The sequence below is a fragment of the Pseudomonas sp. Irchel s3a12 genome, from assembly GCF_900187485.1.
GTDB lineage: Bacteria > Pseudomonadota > Gammaproteobacteria > Pseudomonadales > Pseudomonadaceae > Aquipseudomonas > Aquipseudomonas neuropathica.
Genome location: NZ_FYDN01000007.1, coordinates 98,533 through 115,261, shown reverse-complemented (window position 1 = coordinate 115,261; position 16,729 = coordinate 98,533). Strand labels below are relative to the sequence as shown.

The window sequence follows — 16,729 nt, the reverse complement described above, 5'->3', positions numbered from 1 at the left end:
CCCCGTTTCGTTTAAAGGAGAATGCTGATGCGAAGCTGTCTTTTACTCTTGGCCGGTTGCCTGTCGTTCGCGGCATGGGCGGCACCGGTCGAGCAGAGTCCCGAGGCAATCCAGGCCCAACTGCGCGACTATTACTTCGATGCGGCCCGACGCGGTGATGTGCCGATGATCGACACGTTCATCGAGTCCGGGTATTCCCTCGACACCCGCGACAGCAAGGGTTACACCGCGCTGATTCTGGCGGCCTATCACGGTCAGGCTCCGGCCGTGGAGCGTTTACTTGCAGCCGGCGCCGATGCCTGTGCCCAGGATCAACGTGGCAACACCGCGCTGATGGGGGCGATTTTCAAAGGTGAAGTACAGATCGCCCGACGCTTGATGGCCACCGATTGCAGCCCCGATCAGCGCAATGGCGCCGGGCAGACGGCAGCCATGTACGCCGGATTGTTCAAGCGTCTGGAATTGCTCGATGCGCTGAAGGCCAAGGGCGCGGACCTGAATGCCGAAGATCCGTTGGGTAATAGCGCCGCGCGTCTGGCCAGTGGCGAAATCCGTAGTGCGGCGCCGCGCTGATCGGCGGTACGTGCGTTATCATCGCGGTTTTTGTCGGGGGTTCTGATGGCCAAGGCCAAGCGCATGTACGGTTGCACCGAGTGCGGCGCAACCTTTCCCAAGTGGGCCGGGCAGTGCGGTGAATGCGGTGCTTGGAACACCCTGACCGAGACCATGATCGAAAGCGGCGGCGCCACGGCACCGACCGGCCGCACCGGCTGGGCCGGGCAGCAGGCGCAGATCAAGACCTTGGCCGAAGTCAGCATCGAAGAAATTCCGCGCTTTTCCACCGCCTCCGGTGAGCTGGACCGGGTCCTCGGTGGCGGTCTGGTCGACGGCTCGGTGGTGCTGATCGGCGGTGATCCGGGTATCGGTAAATCGACCATCCTGTTGCAGACCCTGTGCAACCTGGCCAAAAGCATGCCGGCTCTCTACGTCACCGGCGAAGAATCCCAACAGCAAGTGGCCATGCGTGCCCGGCGCCTCGGCTTACCGCAGGATCAACTGCGGGTAATGACCGAAACCTGCATCGAAACCATCATCGCCACCGCCCGACAGGAAAAGCCCAAGGTGATGGTGATCGACTCGATCCAGACAATCTTCACCGAACAGCTGCAATCTGCCCCCGGCGGTGTTTCCCAGGTACGTGAGAGCGCGGCGCTGCTGGTGCGTTATGCAAAACAGAGCGGCACGGCGATTTTCCTCGTCGGCCACGTCACCAAGGAAGGCGCGCTCGCGGGTCCCCGAGTTCTCGAACACATGGTTGATACCGTGCTGTATTTCGAAGGCGAGTCCGATGGCCGTTTGCGTTTGCTGCGTGCGGTGAAAAACCGTTTCGGTGCGGTCAACGAACTCGGTGTGTTCGGCATGACCGACAAGGGGTTGAAAGAAGTCTCCAACCCTTCGGCGATTTTTCTCACCCGTGCGCAGGAAGAAGTCCCCGGCAGTGTGGTCATGGCGACGTGGGAGGGCACTCGACCGATGCTGGTGGAAGTGCAGGCGCTGGTTGATGACAGCCATCTGGCCAATCCGCGTCGGGTGACGTTGGGGCTGGATCAGAACCGTTTGGCGATGTTGCTCGCAGTTTTGCATCGCCATGGCGGGATTCCGACCCATGATCAGGACGTGTTCCTTAACGTGGTCGGTGGGGTAAAGGTGTTGGAGACAGCATCGGATCTGGCGTTGATGGCGGCGGTCATGTCGAGCTTGCGCAACCGGCCGTTGCCGCATGATCTGCTGGTGTTCGGCGAGGTCGGGCTGTCTGGTGAAGTGCGTCCGGTGCCGAGCGGTCAGGAGCGGTTGAAGGAAGCGGCCAAGCATGGCTTCAAGCGCGCGATCGTGCCCAAGGGCAATGCGCCGAAGGAATCGCCTCCGGGTTTGCAGATCATCGCCGTGACCCGCCTCGAACAGGCCCTTGACGCGCTCTTCGAATAACTTGAACCCACTGCATAACCTGTGGGAGCTGGCTTGCCAGCGATTGCGTTCTGTCCGTCGACATATTCGTCGAGTCTGAAATCGCTATCGCTGGCAAGCCAGCTCCCACAGGGTTCAATTGTGGATTCTAGATTTCGATCAGGGCACCCAGCTCGCGCTCCAGTTCAGCCTCATCCGCCAGATTCAACTCGATCAGGCGCCGCAAGCGCTGGATCGATTCCAGGCTTATATGTCGGCAGACAAAGCCCAACTGGTTATTTTCTTCGTGTGCCAGATGCACATCCATCTCGATATCGACGTCATCGCTCAGGTGAATGTCGACGAAAAAATCCTTCTCCGCATCCCCCAACCACGGCTCCGGCCTTTCGATCAGCAATCCTTTGAGCGACAGGTCGATCAGCTTGACCGGCCAGATGTAATCGCCCTGACTCAGCTCGGTTCTGGCATCGAACGCAATACGTTTGAAGCGACGACGGTTGGCTGGGTGTTCGCTCATGGCGCAATCCTCACGAAGGTTTGCTGACTATAGACCGCGAATGCGGGCGCCAGCCAATTGCTAAAGCGTCTAGACCAATGTCGGGGTATGGCCTTTGTCGCCGTAAGCGCTAAACTCGGGGTGGCTGTCTTTCTTGTCCACCCTGGCTGGAATAATAAAATGAAAAATAATAATAGCCTGCTACGCCACTTACCCTGGCTAGTGCTGGCAATCGTAGGAGCGTGCGCCCTGGGCGTAGTGGCGTTGCGCCGCGGCGAGGCGATCAACGCCTTGTGGATCGTGGTCGCCGCTGTGGCCATTTATCTGGTTGCGTACCGTTACTACAGTCTGTTCATCGCCAACAACGTGATGCAACTGGACCCGCGTCGGGCCACCCCCGCCGTGCTCAACAATGATGGTCTGGACTATGTGCCGACCAACAAACACATTCTTTTCGGTCACCACTTCGCCGCGATCGCGGGCGCCGGACCTCTGGTCGGCCCGGTGCTGGCCGCGCAGATGGGCTACTTGCCCGGCACGCTCTGGCTGATTGCCGGCGTGGTGCTGGCGGGCGCGGTGCAGGACTTCATGGTGCTGTTCATGTCGACCCGGCGCAACGGCCGTTCCCTGGGCGACATGGTGCGTGAAGAAATGGGCCGCGTGCCCGGCACCATCGCCTTGTTCGGCTGCTTCCTGATCATGATCATCATCCTCGCGGTGCTGGCGCTGATCGTGGTTAAAGCGTTGGCCGAGAGCCCGTGGGGCATCTTCACCGTAATGGCGACCATCCCGATCGCGATGTTCATGGGCATTTACATGCGCTACATCCGCCCGGGCCGCATCGGCGAAATCTCCGTGGTCGGCGTGTTGCTGCTGCTCGGGTCGATCTGGCTCGGTGGGCAGATTGCTGCTGATCCGGTGTGGGCCAAGGCGTTCACCTTCACCGGCGTGCAGATTACCTGGATGCTGGTCGGTTACGGTTTCGTCGCTGCATCGCTGCCGGTTTGGCTGATTCTGGCACCGCGCGACTACCTGTCGACGTTCCTGAAAATCGGCACCATCGTCGCCCTGGCGATCGGTATTCTGGTGACCATGCCCGAGCTGAAAATGCCGGCGCTGACCCAGTTCGTCGATGGCACTGGCCCGGTGTGGAAGGGCGGTCTGTTCCCGTTCCTGTTCATCACCATCGCTTGCGGTGCGGTATCGGGCTTCCACGCATTGATCTCTTCGGGCACCACGCCGAAGCTGCTGGATAACGAAACCAACGCTCGCTACATCGGCTACGGCGGCATGTTGATGGAGTCGTTCGTGGCGATCATGGCCATGGTTGCCGCGTCGGTGATCGAGCCTGGCGTGTACTTCGCTATGAACAGCCCGGCTGCTGTGGTCGGCAGTGACGTCGCTTCGGTTGCGCAAGTGGTTTCCAGCTGGGGCTTCGCGATCACGCCGGAAGCGCTGCAAGCCGTGGCGCATGACATTGGTGAAACCACCATCCTGGCCCGTGCCGGTGGTGCGCCGACCCTGGCGGTCGGTATCGCGCAGATCCTGCACAGTGTCCTGCCGGGTGAAAACACCATGGCGTTCTGGTACCACTTCGCGATCCTGTTTGAAGCGCTGTTCATCCTGACGGCTGTGGACGCCGGCACCCGTGCCGGGCGCTTCATGCTGCAGGACCTGCTCGGTTCCTTCGTTCCGGCGCTGAAGCGCACCGAATCGTGGACCGCCAACCTGATCGCCACCGCCGGTTGTGTGGCGATGTGGGGCTGGTTGCTCTACCAAGGCGTGATCGATCCACTGGGCGGCATCAACACCTTGTGGCCGCTGTTCGGTATCTCCAACCAGATGCTGGCCGGTATTGCGCTGATGCTCGGCACCGTGGTCCTGATCAAAATGAAGCGCCAGCGCTACATCTGGGTCACTCTGCTGCCGGCTACCTGGCTGCTGATCTGCACCACGACCGCGGGCTTCATCAAGCTGTTCGACGCCAACCCGGCGATCGGCTTCCTGTCGCTGGCCAAGAAATACAGCGATGCGCTGGCCAACGGTCAGGTGCTGGCACCGGCAAAAAGCGTCGAGCAGATGCAGCACGTGATCTTCAACGCTTACACCAACGCAACGCTCACCGCGCTGTTCCTGTTCGTGGTCTTCAGCATCCTGTTCTATGCGCTCAAGGTCGGCATCGCCGCTTGGGGCAAAAAAGAGCGTACGGATAAAGAATCGCCATTCCAGGCCCTGCCGGATGCGTAACCAGAGGATTGCAGCATGTTCAATGACCTGAGTCGCCTCGGTAAATACCTCGGTCAGGCCGCGCGCCTGATGGTCGGCATGCCCGACTACGACACCTACGTCGAGCATATGCAAACCAAGCACCCGGACAAGCCGGTGATGAGCTACGAGATGTTCTTTCGCGAACGTCAGGAAGCCCGTTACGGTGGCAAGGGTGGGCCGAAGTGCTGTTGAGCTGACAGCGCAAGGTTGAGGTAATCCCTGTGGGAGCGAGCCTGCTCGCGAATACGGAGTGTCAGTTGATGAATAATTTGACTGGCACACCGCTTTCGCGAGCAAGCTCGCTCCCACATTTGTTTTTGTATTGTTCATTCATTTGAAGGAGATCGAGTTTTGTCCTCTCCCATCCCGGTCACGGTACTCAGCGGTTTCCTCGGCGCCGGTAAGACCACCTTGCTGCGCCATATCCTCAAAGCCGAGCACGGCCTGAAAATCGCCGTGATCGAAAACGAATTCAGCGACGCCGGTATCGACACTCAGTTGCTGGGTGATGAGCCGGTGCAAGTCATGACCCTGGCCAACGGCTGTGTGTGCTGCACCATTCACACTGACCTGACCAAAGCGCTGTACCTGCTGCTTGAACGGCTGGACAGCGGTGAGATCGCGTTCGATCGTCTGGTCATCGAGTGCACCGGTCTGGCCGATCCGGCGCCGGTGGCGCAAACCTTTTTCATCGATGAAGAACTGCGCGAGCGCTATCTGCTCGACGGCATCATCACCCTGGTCGATGCCGCCCACGCCGACGTACACCTGAGCCAGACGATCGCCCAGGCGCAGATCGGTTTTGCCGACCGCTTGCTGGTGAGCAAAACCGATCTGGTCGATGAAGCCACGTTCAATGCACTGAGCGAGCGCCTGACACGGATCAACCGCCGGGCGCCGATTCGTGTGGTCGAGCACGGCACCATTGATCTGGCAGAACTTCTTGATGTGCGCGGCTTCAACCTCAACGCCGATCTCGGCGGCGGATTGAGCCTGCGTCCGGTGAGCAAGGCGCCGTCGATTGATCGCATTTCCAGTCTGGTATTGCGCACCGATCAGCCGCTGGATATCGATCAGCTCAGCGAGTTCATGAATGAATTGCTGGAAGAACACGGCAAGCAATTGCTGCGTTACAAAGGCGTGCTGAACATCGCGGGTGAGGATCGGCGCCTAGTGTTTCAGGGGGTGTTGAAGCTTTATGGTTTTGACTGGGATACCGAATGGGCCGAGGGTGAGGCGCGGGAAAGTGTGATTGTGTTTATTGCCGATGATTTGCCGGAAGAGAAGATTCGGGCGGGGTTTGCCAGAGTGGCTTCTGCCTGATGGGCTTTCGGTGCCCGTAATCACGCCATCGCGAGCAGGCTCACTCCTACAGGGGAACGCATTTCAAATGTAGGAGTGAGCCTGCTCGCGATAGCTATCTAACCGACAGCACAATGCTCAAGGTCTGAACCCAGCAGCGTCTGCTCAAGATTGTCCAGATGTTGATTCATCAGCATGGCTGCTTTGGAAACATCCCGATGGTCCACTGCTTCCACCAACGCCAAATGCTCCTTCCAAGCGCAACAGCTATGCGTCTGGCCCACACTTCGCGCAATCGCCAATGATGTAAGCGGCACAAGACTGCCAAGAAAATGCGCTAACGGTGCATTCCCCGCCATTTGCGCCAATTGAAGATGAAACTCCCCGGACAAGCGAATCGCCGCACCCCGCCGATCCTGCTCGACCGCTTGACGTTCGCGCTCGATCAGCGTGCGAAGGTGCTTCAAATCGTCTGCCTGCGGACGCTGACAGGCCAGACGCACCAGCGTGCTCTCGGTCAGTCGCCGCGCATGCAGGGCCTGCCGCGTTTGTTCCCGATCAGGTGCCGCCACCCGCGGCCGGTGATTGGCGCGCAAGACAATGACGTGCTCATGGGACAGTTGGGTCAGCACCCGGCGCACGTCGGCGCGACTGGCGCCGAACATCTCTTTCAAACTGTCCTCGGTAAAACGGCTGGCCGAATCGATGCGCTGTTCCAGAATCGCATCGAACAGTCGCGGATACAGATCCTCCGCCGGTGTGCGCAGGCACGAGAAGGGCAGGGGCGACGTGGTCTGGCGAGTGTGCGACGCTGCAGCGAAACTGTTCATGGCCTGTCTCCAGTTGGGGTCAGCGACTCAAGTTGTCTTCGGGAATATTCAGCTCAATCCCCATCCGCTGGCCTTCGCGCAAAATGTGCCGACGCATTTCGGCGCTGGCCTGGGCGCTATTCTTGCTGCGGATCGCGCGGACCACCGCTTCGTTTTCTTCCAGTCGCTCGGCCAGATGTTCCGGAGAATTACGCAGCACCTCGGCGCTTTGCTTGAGGGCGTTGCTGGTTTGCTGCACCACACTCTGGAAGATCGGATTCGAGGTCAGGGTGAACAGCTCTTCGTGAAAGGCGATGTAGGCGCTGACCCCGGCCTCGCTGTCGCCGGCCTCGAGGGCTTCGCGCATGTCCATCAGGGTCAGGCGCAACTGGCCGACTTCCTTGCTGCTGATCGATTGTGCGACCAGACCGACAATGAACGGCTCAAGGGTGTAGCGCAGTTGCAGCACGTCTTCGAGGCTGGCACCGGCGACTGCACTGTCATGGCTTTGGCTGTCGCTGAGTTGCGCGTCGAGTACGACTACGCCTTTGCCTGGCATCGAGCGTACGAGGCCAAGGGTTTCCAGAACGATCACCGCTTCGCGCAGGCTCGGGCGGCTGATGCCCAGTTGTTCGGCCAGTTCGCGCTGACCCGGCAGCATGTCGCCGGAGCGCCACTGGCCACGGGCCAATGCGGCGCGGAGTTTTTCTACGACTGAGTTGACGACGGTTGATGTGGTTATCAAGGGTCTTGCTCCATTTGCCTGGGGGGAGATAGCCGCAAACTCAAGATCAAAAGATCGCAGCCTGCGGCAGCTCCTACAGGGGTTAAATCAGAACTCCTGCTGGTGCGCCGGAGTCGCTGTTTTACGCGGCTGAAAGGTGTAGCCCTGCTGGCCGCTCAGTACTTTGTTGGCTCGCTGTACATCAATGTCTTTTTCCCAACGGGCGATCGCCACCGTGGCGACACAATTGCCGATCAGGTTGGTCAACGCGCGGCCGATGCCCATGAACCAGTCCACGGCCAGCACCAACACCAGGCCGACCACCGGAATAGCCGGGATCGCGGTCAGCGTCGCTGCGAGAATCACCAGTGCCGAACCGGGAATCCCGTGGGCGCCTTTGGAGGTGATCAGCGATACCAGCAGAATCGTCAGCAAATCGGTCATGGCCAGCGGCGTGCCGGTAGCGTTGGCAATGAACACAATGGCCAAAGTCAGGTAGATCGAGAAACCGTCGAGGTTGAACGAGTAGCCGGTCGGAATCACCAGACCCACGGTCGAGCTGCCAATGCCGAGGTGTTCGAGTTTGCGCATGATCTGTGGCAGCACGGCGTCGGACGATGCCGTGCCCATGACGATCAGCAGTTCTTCACGCAGATACTTCAACAGCGGCCACATGCGCAGGCCGGAAGCACGCATCACCAGACCGAGAATCACGCTGACGAATGCGATGCAGGTCAGGTAGAACAAACCGACCAGACTGCCCAGGTGTTGCAGGGAATCAAGGCCATATTTGCTGGTAGTAAAGGCGATGGCGCCGAACACGCCGATCGGTGCCAGACGCACGATCATGCCCATGATCCGGAAGATCACATGGCTGAGTTCGTTGATCAGTCGGGAGATCCCGGAGGCCGCTTCACCGACCAGATTCAACGCGCTGCCGAACAGCACCGAAAACAGCAGAACTTGCAGGATGTTGTTGTCGGCGAAGGCGCCGATCACCGAGGTTGGGATCAGGTCCATCAGGAACTGCGTGGTGGTGTGCATATGCTGGCTGCGTTCGGCGAGATCGCCCATGTCGGCCGCAGACAGTTGCTCGAGATGGATATTCGCGCCGCTGCCGATGCCGGTGCTGAAGGCGAAGACCAGGCCGATCACCAAAGCGATGGTGGTCAGCACTTCAAAGTAGATCACTGACTTGAGGCCGATGCGCCCGACCTTCTTCAGATCGCCGGCACCGCTGATGCCGCTGACTACCACGCAGAACACGATCAGGCCGATGAGCATCTTGATCAGTTTGATGAAACCGTCGCCGAGCGGTTTGAGCTGGGCCGAGTATTCAGGAAGGGTCAGCCCGCAGACGATGCCGAGCATCAGTCCGAGAACCACTTGGAGGAAGATTGAGCGCGAGCACCATCTGAGCATGGGAGGAATCCTGGTCGGTGTCCTGGCTGCCGTGCGCGTGGCGCATCAGATTCAGGACTTAATTATTGTGGTCTTACCGGTATGTCCAGTGCGGGTGCAGTCTACGCTCGGTTTTTTCGCGATGACAAGTGAAAATATCAAAATTGGCATGACCGGTCTGACCAGTGGCCATAGCCGCGTAGGAGCTGCCGAAGGCTGCGATCTTTTAATCTTGTTTTTAAGATCCAGATCAAAGGATCGCAGCCTTCGGCAGCTCCTACACGGGAAATCAGGGGCGAAAAAAAACCGGCCAATCGCTTGGCCGGTTTTTCATGCTGCGGGTTTAACGTCGCAATTAAGCGCCGTATACCGGCAGTTTCTTGCAGATGGCTTTGACTTTCTCACGAACGGCGTCGATCACCGCTTCGTTGTTCAGGTCAGCCAGGATGTCGCAGATCCAGCCGGCCAGCTCTTTGCACTCGGTTTGCTTGAAACCGCGAGTGGTCACAGCCGGAGTACCGAAGCGCAGGCCGGAAGTAACGAACGGCGATCGTGGATCGTTTGGCACGGAGTTCTTGTTCACGGTGATGAACGCTTTGCCCAGAGCGGCGTCGGCGTCTTTACCGGAGATGTCCTGCTTGATCAGCGACAGCAGGAACAGGTGGTTCTTGGTACCGCCCGAAACTACGTCGAAACCGCGCTCGATGAACACTTCGGCCATGGCCTGGGCGTTCAGCACCACTTGTTCCTGGTAGGCCTTGAACTCAGGCTGCAGCGCTTCCTTGAAGCAGATCGCTTTAGCGGCGATCACGTGCTCCAGCGGGCCACCCTGGGCGCCCGGGAATACCGCGGAGTTCAGCTTCTTCTCGATCTCGGCGTTGGCGCGAGCCAGGATCAGGCCACCACGTGGACCGCGCAGGGTCTTGTGGGTGGTGGTGGTCACGACGTCAGCGAAAGGCACCGGGTTCGGGTAGACGCCAGCGGCGACCAGACCGGCCACGTGAGCCATGTCGACGAACAGGTAAGCGCCGACTTTGTCAGCGATGGCGCGGAAACGCGGGAAGTCGAGAATCTGCGAGTAGGCAGAGAAACCGGCCACGATCATTTTCGGCTTGTGCTCAACCGCCAGACGCTCGACTTCGTCGTAGTCGATCAGGCCGTTGGCGTCGATGCCGTACTGTACGGCGTTGTACAGCTTGCCGGAGGAGGAAACGCTGGCGCCATGGGTCAGGTGACCACCGTGTGCCAGGCTCATGCCCAGAATGGTGTCGCCACCTTGCAGCAGGGCCAGGTAAACAGCGGCGTTGGCTTGCGAACCGGCGTGCGGCTGAACGTTGGCGTAATCGGCGCCGAACAGTTCCTTGGCGCGGTCGATGGCCAGTTGCTCAACAACGTCAACGTACTCGCAACCACCGTAGTAACGCTTGCCTGGGTAGCCTTCAGCGTACTTGTTGGTCAGGACCGAGCCTTGAGCTTCCATCACCGCTGGGCTGGTGTAGTTTTCCGAAGCGATCAGCTCAATGTGTTCTTCCTGGCGCTGAGCTTCTTGCTCCATGGCGGCAAAAAGGTCGGCGTCGTACTTGGCAATAGTCAAATCACGGCTGAACATGGCGGTCCTCAAGGATCGGGGGCAGAAAAGGGGGGCATTCTAACCCAATGGGTTTTGGATGGCATATGAAACGACATCATGTCGCAGACAAGTGGCGTTCATGCGCGGATAGATGGTGATTGTGCCGGCCTGAAAAGATCGCAGCCTGCGGCAGTTCCTACAGTAATCCGAGCTGATCCCGAATACTGTGACCGACATCAATCCTTGTAGGAGCTGCCGAAGGCTGCGATCTTTTCGGTCGCGCCGCAGGACTTCAGTCGAACATAAAGAGCGCGTCATTACTGAACTGCGCCTCAAACCGTCCCGCCGGCATCGGTCGGCCGAACAGATAGCCCTGAACCTCATCGCAACCATGCTCACGCAAGAAGTCCAGCTGTTCATGGGTTTCCACGCCCTCGGCGATCACCGCCAGATTCAGGCTATGCGCCATGGCGATGATCGCCCGGGCGATCTGCGCGTCTTGCTCACCGGACGGCAAACCATCGACAAAGGTGCGGTCAATCTTCAACACGTCGATCGGGAATTGTTTGAGGTAGTTCAGCGATGAGTAACCGGTGCCGAAGTCGTCGACCGCAATGCTCAGGCCAAGGTTCTTCAGCCCGGCGAGAATCTGCATCGCTTCGCTGACTTCGCGCATCAGAATACTTTCGGTCAGCTCCAGTTCCAGACACGCCGGTGGCAGGCCGGTTTCACGCAGGATTGTGGCGATCCGCGTGCCGAGTTGGCCATCGGAGAATTGCCGCGCCGAGATGTTCACCGACACCTTCGGCACACGGACACGATTCTGGTGCCAGGTCTTCAACTGACGGCACGCCTCGCTGATCACCCAGTCGCCGACGTCCACCACCAGACCCAGCTCTTCCAACACCGGAATGAAATCCCCCGGCGGCACCAGGCCACGGCGTGGATGACGCCAGCGCAACAGCGCTTCGGCGCCAGTCAGGCGTTTGCCGTCACCGCTGAATTGCGGTTGGTAATACAGGACGAATTCGTTCTGTTCCAGGGCGTGGCGCAAATCGCTTTCCAGTTCCAGACGCTCCAGCGCACTGGCGTTCATGTCGGCCTGATAGAACTGGAAGTTGTTCTTGCCGCGCTCCTTGGCGTGGTACATCGCGGTGTCGGCGTTCTTCATCAACTGGCTGAGTTCGTTGCCGTCCTGAGGACTCAGGGCAATGCCGATACTGGCCGTGACAAAGAACTCGCGACCTTCGAGCACGAATGGCCGCACCAGGCTGCCGAGGATCTGCTCGGCGACATGAATCGCCCGGTTCAGCGCCATTTCGCGGCTGGAGCGATGTTGCAGCAGCAGCGTGAATTCGTCGCCGCCCATGCGCGCCACGGTGTCGTCATCGTCGACGCAGGCCAACAGGCGCGTGGCCATGTCTTTCAACATGCGGTCGCCGGCGGCGTGACCGAGGGAGTCGTTGATCGGTTTGAAACGGTCGAGGTCGAGGAACATCAGCACCACCCACGACTTCTGCCGCTCGGCCGATTGCAGCGCGGTGTGCAGACGATCCTGGAACAGCGTGCGGTTCGGCAAGTGGGTCAGGGCGTCGTAGTAGGCGAGGCGGTGAATCCGCTGCTCGCTGGCCTTGCGCTCGCTGATGTCGCTGAAGAAGCACACGTAACTGGCCAGATCGCCTTCGTCGTCGAGCACGGCGGTGATGCCGACCCACGCCGGGTAATGCTCGCCGTTACGGCGCTTGAGCCAGACTTCGCCTTCCCAGGTGCTGTGCTGATGCAGTTGTTTGAGTACGTAGCGCAGGTGTGCGTCCTGCTGCTCATCAACGGTGAGCATGTTCGGCAATTGGTCGAGCACTTCGCTCACGGCGTAACCGCTGACGCGACTGAAGGCTTCGTTGGCTTGCACGATGTAACCGGCCGGGTCGGTGATCAGGATCGCCGAGGTCGAGTGTTCGAAAACCGTGGCGGCCATGCGCAGGTCTTTCTCTGCGCGGCGCTGCTGACTGATGTCGCGACCGACACCGAGTACGCCTTCAAACGCACCATGTTCGTCCCACACCAGCACCAGACGCAGCTCGATCGGGATCTTGCGGCCATCGGCGCGCAGGCAGTCGAACAGGAACAATTGCGTCTGTACCTGGTTGCGCAACACCGCCAGTTGCTCGGGTTTGTCCAGCGCCTTGCTGACGCGATCCATCAGCGTGTAGATGCCGCTCAGTTGTTGCGGGTTGGCGATGGTCGATTGCCAGCCGTTCTGGAAAATCCACTCAGCGTCATAACCCAGCACGGCCTGCACCGACGGGCTGACGTAGTTCAGCGAGAGCTTGCTGTCGGTGGAGAAAATCACGTCGCTGATGCTTTCGGCAAGCATGCGGTAGCGCTGCTCGCTGTCGCGCAGGGATTCGCTGGCTTCGATCTGTTCGGTGATGTCCTTGGCCACGCCGATGATCCGCGTGACCTGATCGTGTTTGTCCCGGGCCAGCGCTTGTTCGCGAATATCGAAACGCCGCCATTTGCCGTCGCGATGGCGGAAACGCAACTGGCACTGGAGCAACTGACTGTAACCGGCGTGGCGCTGCATCTGCCGCGAGCGATGGTAGTAGTCGGCATCTTCCGGGTGCAGGAGAATTTCCCAGAAATACTCACCCATCTGGTGCAGTTCGGTGCGGTTGTAGCCGAGGGTCTGACCGAGGTGGTGGTTGCTGAAAATCATCCGCTGGCTGATCACGTCCTGCACATACAGGTGATCCGGCACCGTGCGCACCACGTCCGACCAGAAGCCTTCGCGTTCGAGCAGCGACAGTTCGATCAGCTTGCGGCTAGTGATGTCGTTGATGCTGAGAATCACCGCTTTATAGTCGTGTTGCTCGGTCGGCAGACGCAACACCATCCACAGGTGCTGGTCGCGGCCGTTGATGTCCGGCAATTTGATTTCCAGTTCCAGCTGCTTTTGCTGCTGCAGGACGGCGTCGAGCACTTGATTGCCGATGGCGCACTGGCGGTGTGGATGGCCGTCGATCAACAGTTGCCAGGCGTGCTCGCAGGAATTGACATTGAGCAATTGCAGCGCAACCTGGTTGACCTCGGTGACGCGCAATTCCTGCAACAGTTGCTGGCGTTGCGCCGGTTGGTCGAGCCAGGCCTTGAGCTGGTCGCTGGTCTGGATCTGCGCCTTGTCGAAGACCTGCTTCAGGCCGGACAGGTCCAGCACACAGAGGGCCACGCCAGTGCCCTCGAAAATGTCCTGATAACGGCGGCGACCCTCATGCAACTGGCGCTGGCGCCGGCGCATGTTGAGCAGGGCAATCACCGGCAACATCGAGAACGCCAGGCCCAGCAGGCATTTGCCGATGAACGCCGGCAGCAGTTCCTCGAGCACACGCTGGCGGTCGAACAGGCCACGCAACTGCCAGTCGCTGCTGCTCAGCGGCACGGTCAACACCGTGTTGGCCATGTCGTCCGGACTCAAGACGCCGGCCCTGGCCGAGGGCTGCGCTTCGTCGCGGCTGATGATCTGATGGTTGAGGCGGTTTTCCACCAGCCACAACGGGCGGATGCCGGTTTCGCCCTGTTTGGTCAGAGAGTCGAAGAACGTCGGAGTCAGGCGCAATGCCCAATAACCGCGCGTGCTGCCGCTGGCCTGATGCAATAACAGATGCACTACAGAACCGTCGTCGGCGTTGCTGAAGTAATGCGCCTGTGCACGGCTGCGGCGCACCAGTTCAGTGAGGTAGCTGGCGTCGTGGCTGTTGTCGTCACTGTCGCTGATGATTTTGCCGGAAGGGGTGAGCAGGGCCAGGCTGCGCAGGTCAGGCAAGGATTGCTGGAGCTTGCGCAATAGCACCTGCTGTTCGTCGGCTGATTGCGGTTGTTCGACGATCGGTAGCAGATTGAGGGCGATTTGCGCGTTCAGCGCCATGTTCAGGCTGACCTGCGAGGCGAGGTCTGCGGTGTAATCGATGGTGTACTGGCGCTGGTTTTTCTGGGTTTCGCGCAGTTGATCGAGCAGTTGCCAGAACAGCAACGCGAGCAATAAAAGCACGAGCGTCGCCAGCGCACCCTTTAATGTACCGCGCAGGGACGAGCCGGGCGCCGGTGGGGTGCTGCTCACAGAAGCTGGCGGAGTGACATTGGACAAGCTGTGATCCTGCGATTTGGCTGGACTGGCGCGACGTGCACTATAAGCCGGACGCCCAAAGGGCGGCTAGCATGCCTTGAGTCGTGGCGAAGTGCCAGCCCCGCGCGGCTGGACTGCCACTGGTCAATCAGGTAGCTTTGCCGGTTACGCGGGAGCGTTCCAGCTCCTAGACTCAGACTTTTTCAGCGCGCACGCATTGATAACCATCAAGTGAACGACGCGCATGGTCTGGCCGGGCTTCGCCTGCGCTGCAATCATTCATCTGTCACTGACCCAAGGTTCTCCATGGCTCAATACGTCTTCACCATGCATCGGCTGGGCAAAGTTGTTCCGCCGAAGCGGGAAATTCTCAAAAACATTTCGCTGTCGTTCTTCCCCGGCGCCAAGATCGGTGTACTCGGCCTCAACGGTTCGGGTAAGTCCACGCTGCTGAAAATCATGGCTGGCGTCGACACCGAGTTCGAGGGCGAAGCCCGTCCGATGCCGGACCTGAACATCGGCTATCTGCCGCAAGAGCCACAACTTGATCCAACCAAGACCGTGCGTGAAGTGGTCGAGGAAGCGGTCAGCGTGATCAAGGATGCGCAAGCGCGTCTGGACGAGGTCTACGCCGCTTACGCCGATCCGGATGCCGACTTCGACAAGCTGGCTGCCGAGCAAGCCAAACTCGAAGCGATCCTGCAGGCCAGCGATGGTCACAACCTTGAGCGTCAACTGGAAGTCGCCGCCGATGCGCTGCGTCTGCCGGCCTGGGACGCCAAAGTAGAACACCTGTCCGGTGGTGAAAAGCGTCGTGTGGCCCTGTGCCGTCTGCTGCTGTCCGCGCCGGACATGCTGCTGCTCGACGAACCGACCAACCACTTGGACGCCGACTCGGTGGCGTGGCTGGAGCACTTCCTCCACGACTTCCCGGGCACTGTGGTAGCGATCACGCACGACCGTTACTTCCTCGATAACGTCGCTGGCTGGATTCTCGAACTCGACCGCGGCGCGGGCATTCCGTACGAAGGCAACTATTCGGGTTGGCTCGAAGCCAAGTCCGATCGTCTGGCCGCCGAATCCAAGCAGCAGTCGGCTCACGAAAAAGCCATGAAAGAAGAACTGGAGTGGGTGCGCAAAGGCGCGAAAGCCCGCCAGTCGAAATCCAAGGCACGTCTGCAACGCTTCGAAGAAATGCAATCGCAGGAATTCCAGAAGCGCAGCGAAACCAACGAGATCTACATCCCGGCCGGTCCGCGCCTGGGCGACAAGGTCATCGAATTCAAGAACGTCACCAAGGGCTACGGCGATCGCGTGCTGATCGACAACCTGTCGTTCTCGATGCCGAAAGGCGCCATTGTCGGCGTGATCGGCGGTAACGGTGCCGGTAAGTCGACCCTGTTCCGCATGCTGATGGGCAAGGAACAACCGGATTCGGGCAGCATCGAAGTCGGTGAAACCGTGCAACTGGCCTGCGTTGACCAGAGCCGTGATGACCTGGATGGCAGCAAGACTGTATTCCAGCAAATCTCCGACGGTTCCGACCAGATCCGCATCGGCAACTACGAGATCCCGTCGCGTACCTACGTCGGTCGTTTCAACTTCAAGGGCGGCGATCAGCAGAAGTTCGTCAAGGATCTGTCCGGTGGTGAGCGCGGTCGTCTGCACCTGGCGCTGACCCTGAAGGAGGGCGGCAACGTCCTGCTGCTCGACGAACCGTCCAACGACCTCGACGTGGAAACCCTGCGTTCGCTGGAAGAAGCCCTGCTGGACTTCCCGGGCGCTGCCATTGTGATCTCTCACGATCGCTGGTTCCTGGACCGTGTGGCGACGCACATCCTGGCGTACGAAGACGACTCGCAAGCGATCTTCTTCGAAGGTAACTACACCGAGTACGAAGCCGATCGCAAAAAGCGTCTCGGCGAAGCGGCTGCCCAGCCACACCGCGTGCGTCACAAGAAACTGGCCTGATATCGGGTTGGTTGCATAAAAGAACGGAGCCTTCGGGCTCCGTTTTTTTTGCCTGGTTTTTTTCAGCGGGATCGAGGTGTGGCCATCGCGAGCAGGCTCACTC

The 16,729-nt window shown here is 59.7% G+C and carries 12 protein-coding genes; 6 read left to right on the top strand and 6 right to left on the bottom strand.

Annotated elements, in window-relative coordinates:
• Window positions 1-27: 27 nt before the first annotated feature.
• Together CKW14_RS13590 and radA are read left to right on the top strand one after the other, a co-directional pair.
• Window positions 28-573: an ankyrin repeat domain-containing protein gene (locus CKW14_RS13590; RefSeq protein WP_095125463.1), complete on the top strand. Its 546-nt coding sequence runs from the start codon at window positions 28-30 to the stop codon at window positions 571-573.
• 45 nt (window positions 574-618) lie between these two features.
• Window positions 619-1,986, top strand: coding sequence for a DNA repair protein RadA (gene radA / locus CKW14_RS13585; RefSeq protein ID WP_007909773.1), 1,368 nt, complete (start codon window positions 619-621; stop codon window positions 1,984-1,986).
• 127 nt (window positions 1,987-2,113) lie between these two features.
• Here radA and CKW14_RS13580 read toward each other — a convergent pair whose 3' ends face one another.
• Window positions 2,114-2,482: a PilZ domain-containing protein gene (locus tag CKW14_RS13580; RefSeq protein WP_095048718.1), complete on the bottom strand. Its 369-nt coding sequence runs from the start codon at window positions 2,480-2,482 to the stop codon at window positions 2,114-2,116.
• A gap of 159 nt (window positions 2,483-2,641) precedes the next feature.
• Between CKW14_RS13580 and CKW14_RS13575 the strand changes: the two genes are divergently transcribed.
• The 3 genes from CKW14_RS13575 to yjiA all read left to right on the top strand — a co-directional run bounded on the left by CKW14_RS13575 (window position 2,642) and on the right by yjiA (window position 6,052).
• Window positions 2,642-4,708 (top strand): carbon starvation CstA family protein, encoded by a 2,067-nt coding sequence (locus CKW14_RS13575; protein ID WP_038361749.1) that lies wholly within the window; start codon window positions 2,642-2,644, stop codon window positions 4,706-4,708.
• Window positions 4,709-4,723: 15 nt separating this feature from the next.
• Complete coding sequence (locus CKW14_RS13570) at window positions 4,724-4,921, top strand: YbdD/YjiX family protein (RefSeq protein ID WP_003228401.1); 198 nt, start codon at window positions 4,724-4,726, stop codon at window positions 4,919-4,921.
• 159 nt (window positions 4,922-5,080) lie between these two features.
• Window positions 5,081-6,052, top strand: coding sequence for a GTPase (gene yjiA, locus CKW14_RS13565; RefSeq protein WP_095048717.1), 972 nt, complete (start codon window positions 5,081-5,083; stop codon window positions 6,050-6,052).
• A gap of 98 nt (window positions 6,053-6,150) precedes the next feature.
• On the opposite strand, the gene CKW14_RS13560 is transcribed toward yjiA, so the two are convergent.
• The 5 genes from CKW14_RS13560 to morA all read right to left on the bottom strand — a co-directional run bounded on the left by CKW14_RS13560 (window position 6,151) and on the right by morA (window position 14,676).
• Entirely contained in the window at window positions 6,151-6,861 is a 711-nt protein-coding gene (locus CKW14_RS13560) for a GntR family transcriptional regulator (RefSeq protein ID WP_095048716.1), read from the bottom strand.
• 19 nt (window positions 6,862-6,880) lie between these two features.
• The gene (locus CKW14_RS13555) at window positions 6,881-7,585 is read right to left on the bottom strand and encodes a FadR/GntR family transcriptional regulator (RefSeq protein WP_034153832.1); all 705 of its coding nucleotides are present in this window, start codon (window positions 7,583-7,585) and stop codon (window positions 6,881-6,883) included.
• A gap of 87 nt (window positions 7,586-7,672) precedes the next feature.
• Entirely contained in the window at window positions 7,673-8,986 is a 1,314-nt protein-coding gene (locus CKW14_RS13550) for a C4-dicarboxylate transporter DctA (protein ID WP_007909782.1), read from the bottom strand.
• A gap of 334 nt (window positions 8,987-9,320) precedes the next feature.
• Complete coding sequence (gene glyA, locus CKW14_RS13545) at window positions 9,321-10,574, bottom strand: serine hydroxymethyltransferase (protein ID WP_095125462.1); 1,254 nt, start codon at window positions 10,572-10,574, stop codon at window positions 9,321-9,323.
• 253 nt (window positions 10,575-10,827) lie between these two features.
• Window positions 10,828-14,676, bottom strand: coding sequence for a cyclic di-GMP receptor MorA (morA, locus tag CKW14_RS13540; RefSeq protein ID WP_095048714.1), 3,849 nt, complete (start codon window positions 14,674-14,676; stop codon window positions 10,828-10,830).
• 285 nt (window positions 14,677-14,961) lie between these two features.
• Between morA and ettA the strand changes: the two genes are divergently transcribed.
• Window positions 14,962-16,626 (top strand): energy-dependent translational throttle protein EttA, encoded by a 1,665-nt coding sequence (gene ettA, locus CKW14_RS13535; protein WP_093434780.1) that lies wholly within the window; start codon window positions 14,962-14,964, stop codon window positions 16,624-16,626.
• Window positions 16,627-16,729: the final 103 nt, after the last annotated feature.

Excerpts from the sequence above, each read along its gene's own strand:
- CKW14_RS13590 (WP_095125463.1), top strand. The coding sequence starts at position 28 with ATGCGAAGCTGTCTTTTACTCTTGGCCGGTTGCCTGTCGTTCGCGGCA.
- radA (WP_007909773.1), top strand. The coding sequence starts at position 619 with ATGGCCAAGGCCAAGCGCATGTACGGTTGCACCGAGTGCGGCGCAACC.
- CKW14_RS13580 (WP_095048718.1), bottom strand. The coding sequence starts at position 2,482 with ATGAGCGAACACCCAGCCAACCGTCGTCGCTTCAAACGTATTGCGTTC.
- CKW14_RS13575 (WP_038361749.1), top strand. The coding sequence starts at position 2,642 with ATGAAAAATAATAATAGCCTGCTACGCCACTTACCCTGGCTAGTGCTG.
- CKW14_RS13570 (WP_003228401.1), top strand. The coding sequence starts at position 4,724 with ATGTTCAATGACCTGAGTCGCCTCGGTAAATACCTCGGTCAGGCCGCG.
- CKW14_RS13560 (WP_095048716.1), bottom strand. The coding sequence starts at position 6,861 with ATGAACAGTTTCGCTGCAGCGTCGCACACTCGCCAGACCACGTCGCCC.
- CKW14_RS13550 (WP_007909782.1), bottom strand. The coding sequence starts at position 8,986 with ATGCTCAGATGGTGCTCGCGCTCAATCTTCCTCCAAGTGGTTCTCGGA.
- glyA (WP_095125462.1), bottom strand. The coding sequence starts at position 10,574 with ATGTTCAGCCGTGATTTGACTATTGCCAAGTACGACGCCGACCTTTTT.
- ettA (WP_093434780.1), top strand. The coding sequence starts at position 14,962 with ATGGCTCAATACGTCTTCACCATGCATCGGCTGGGCAAAGTTGTTCCG.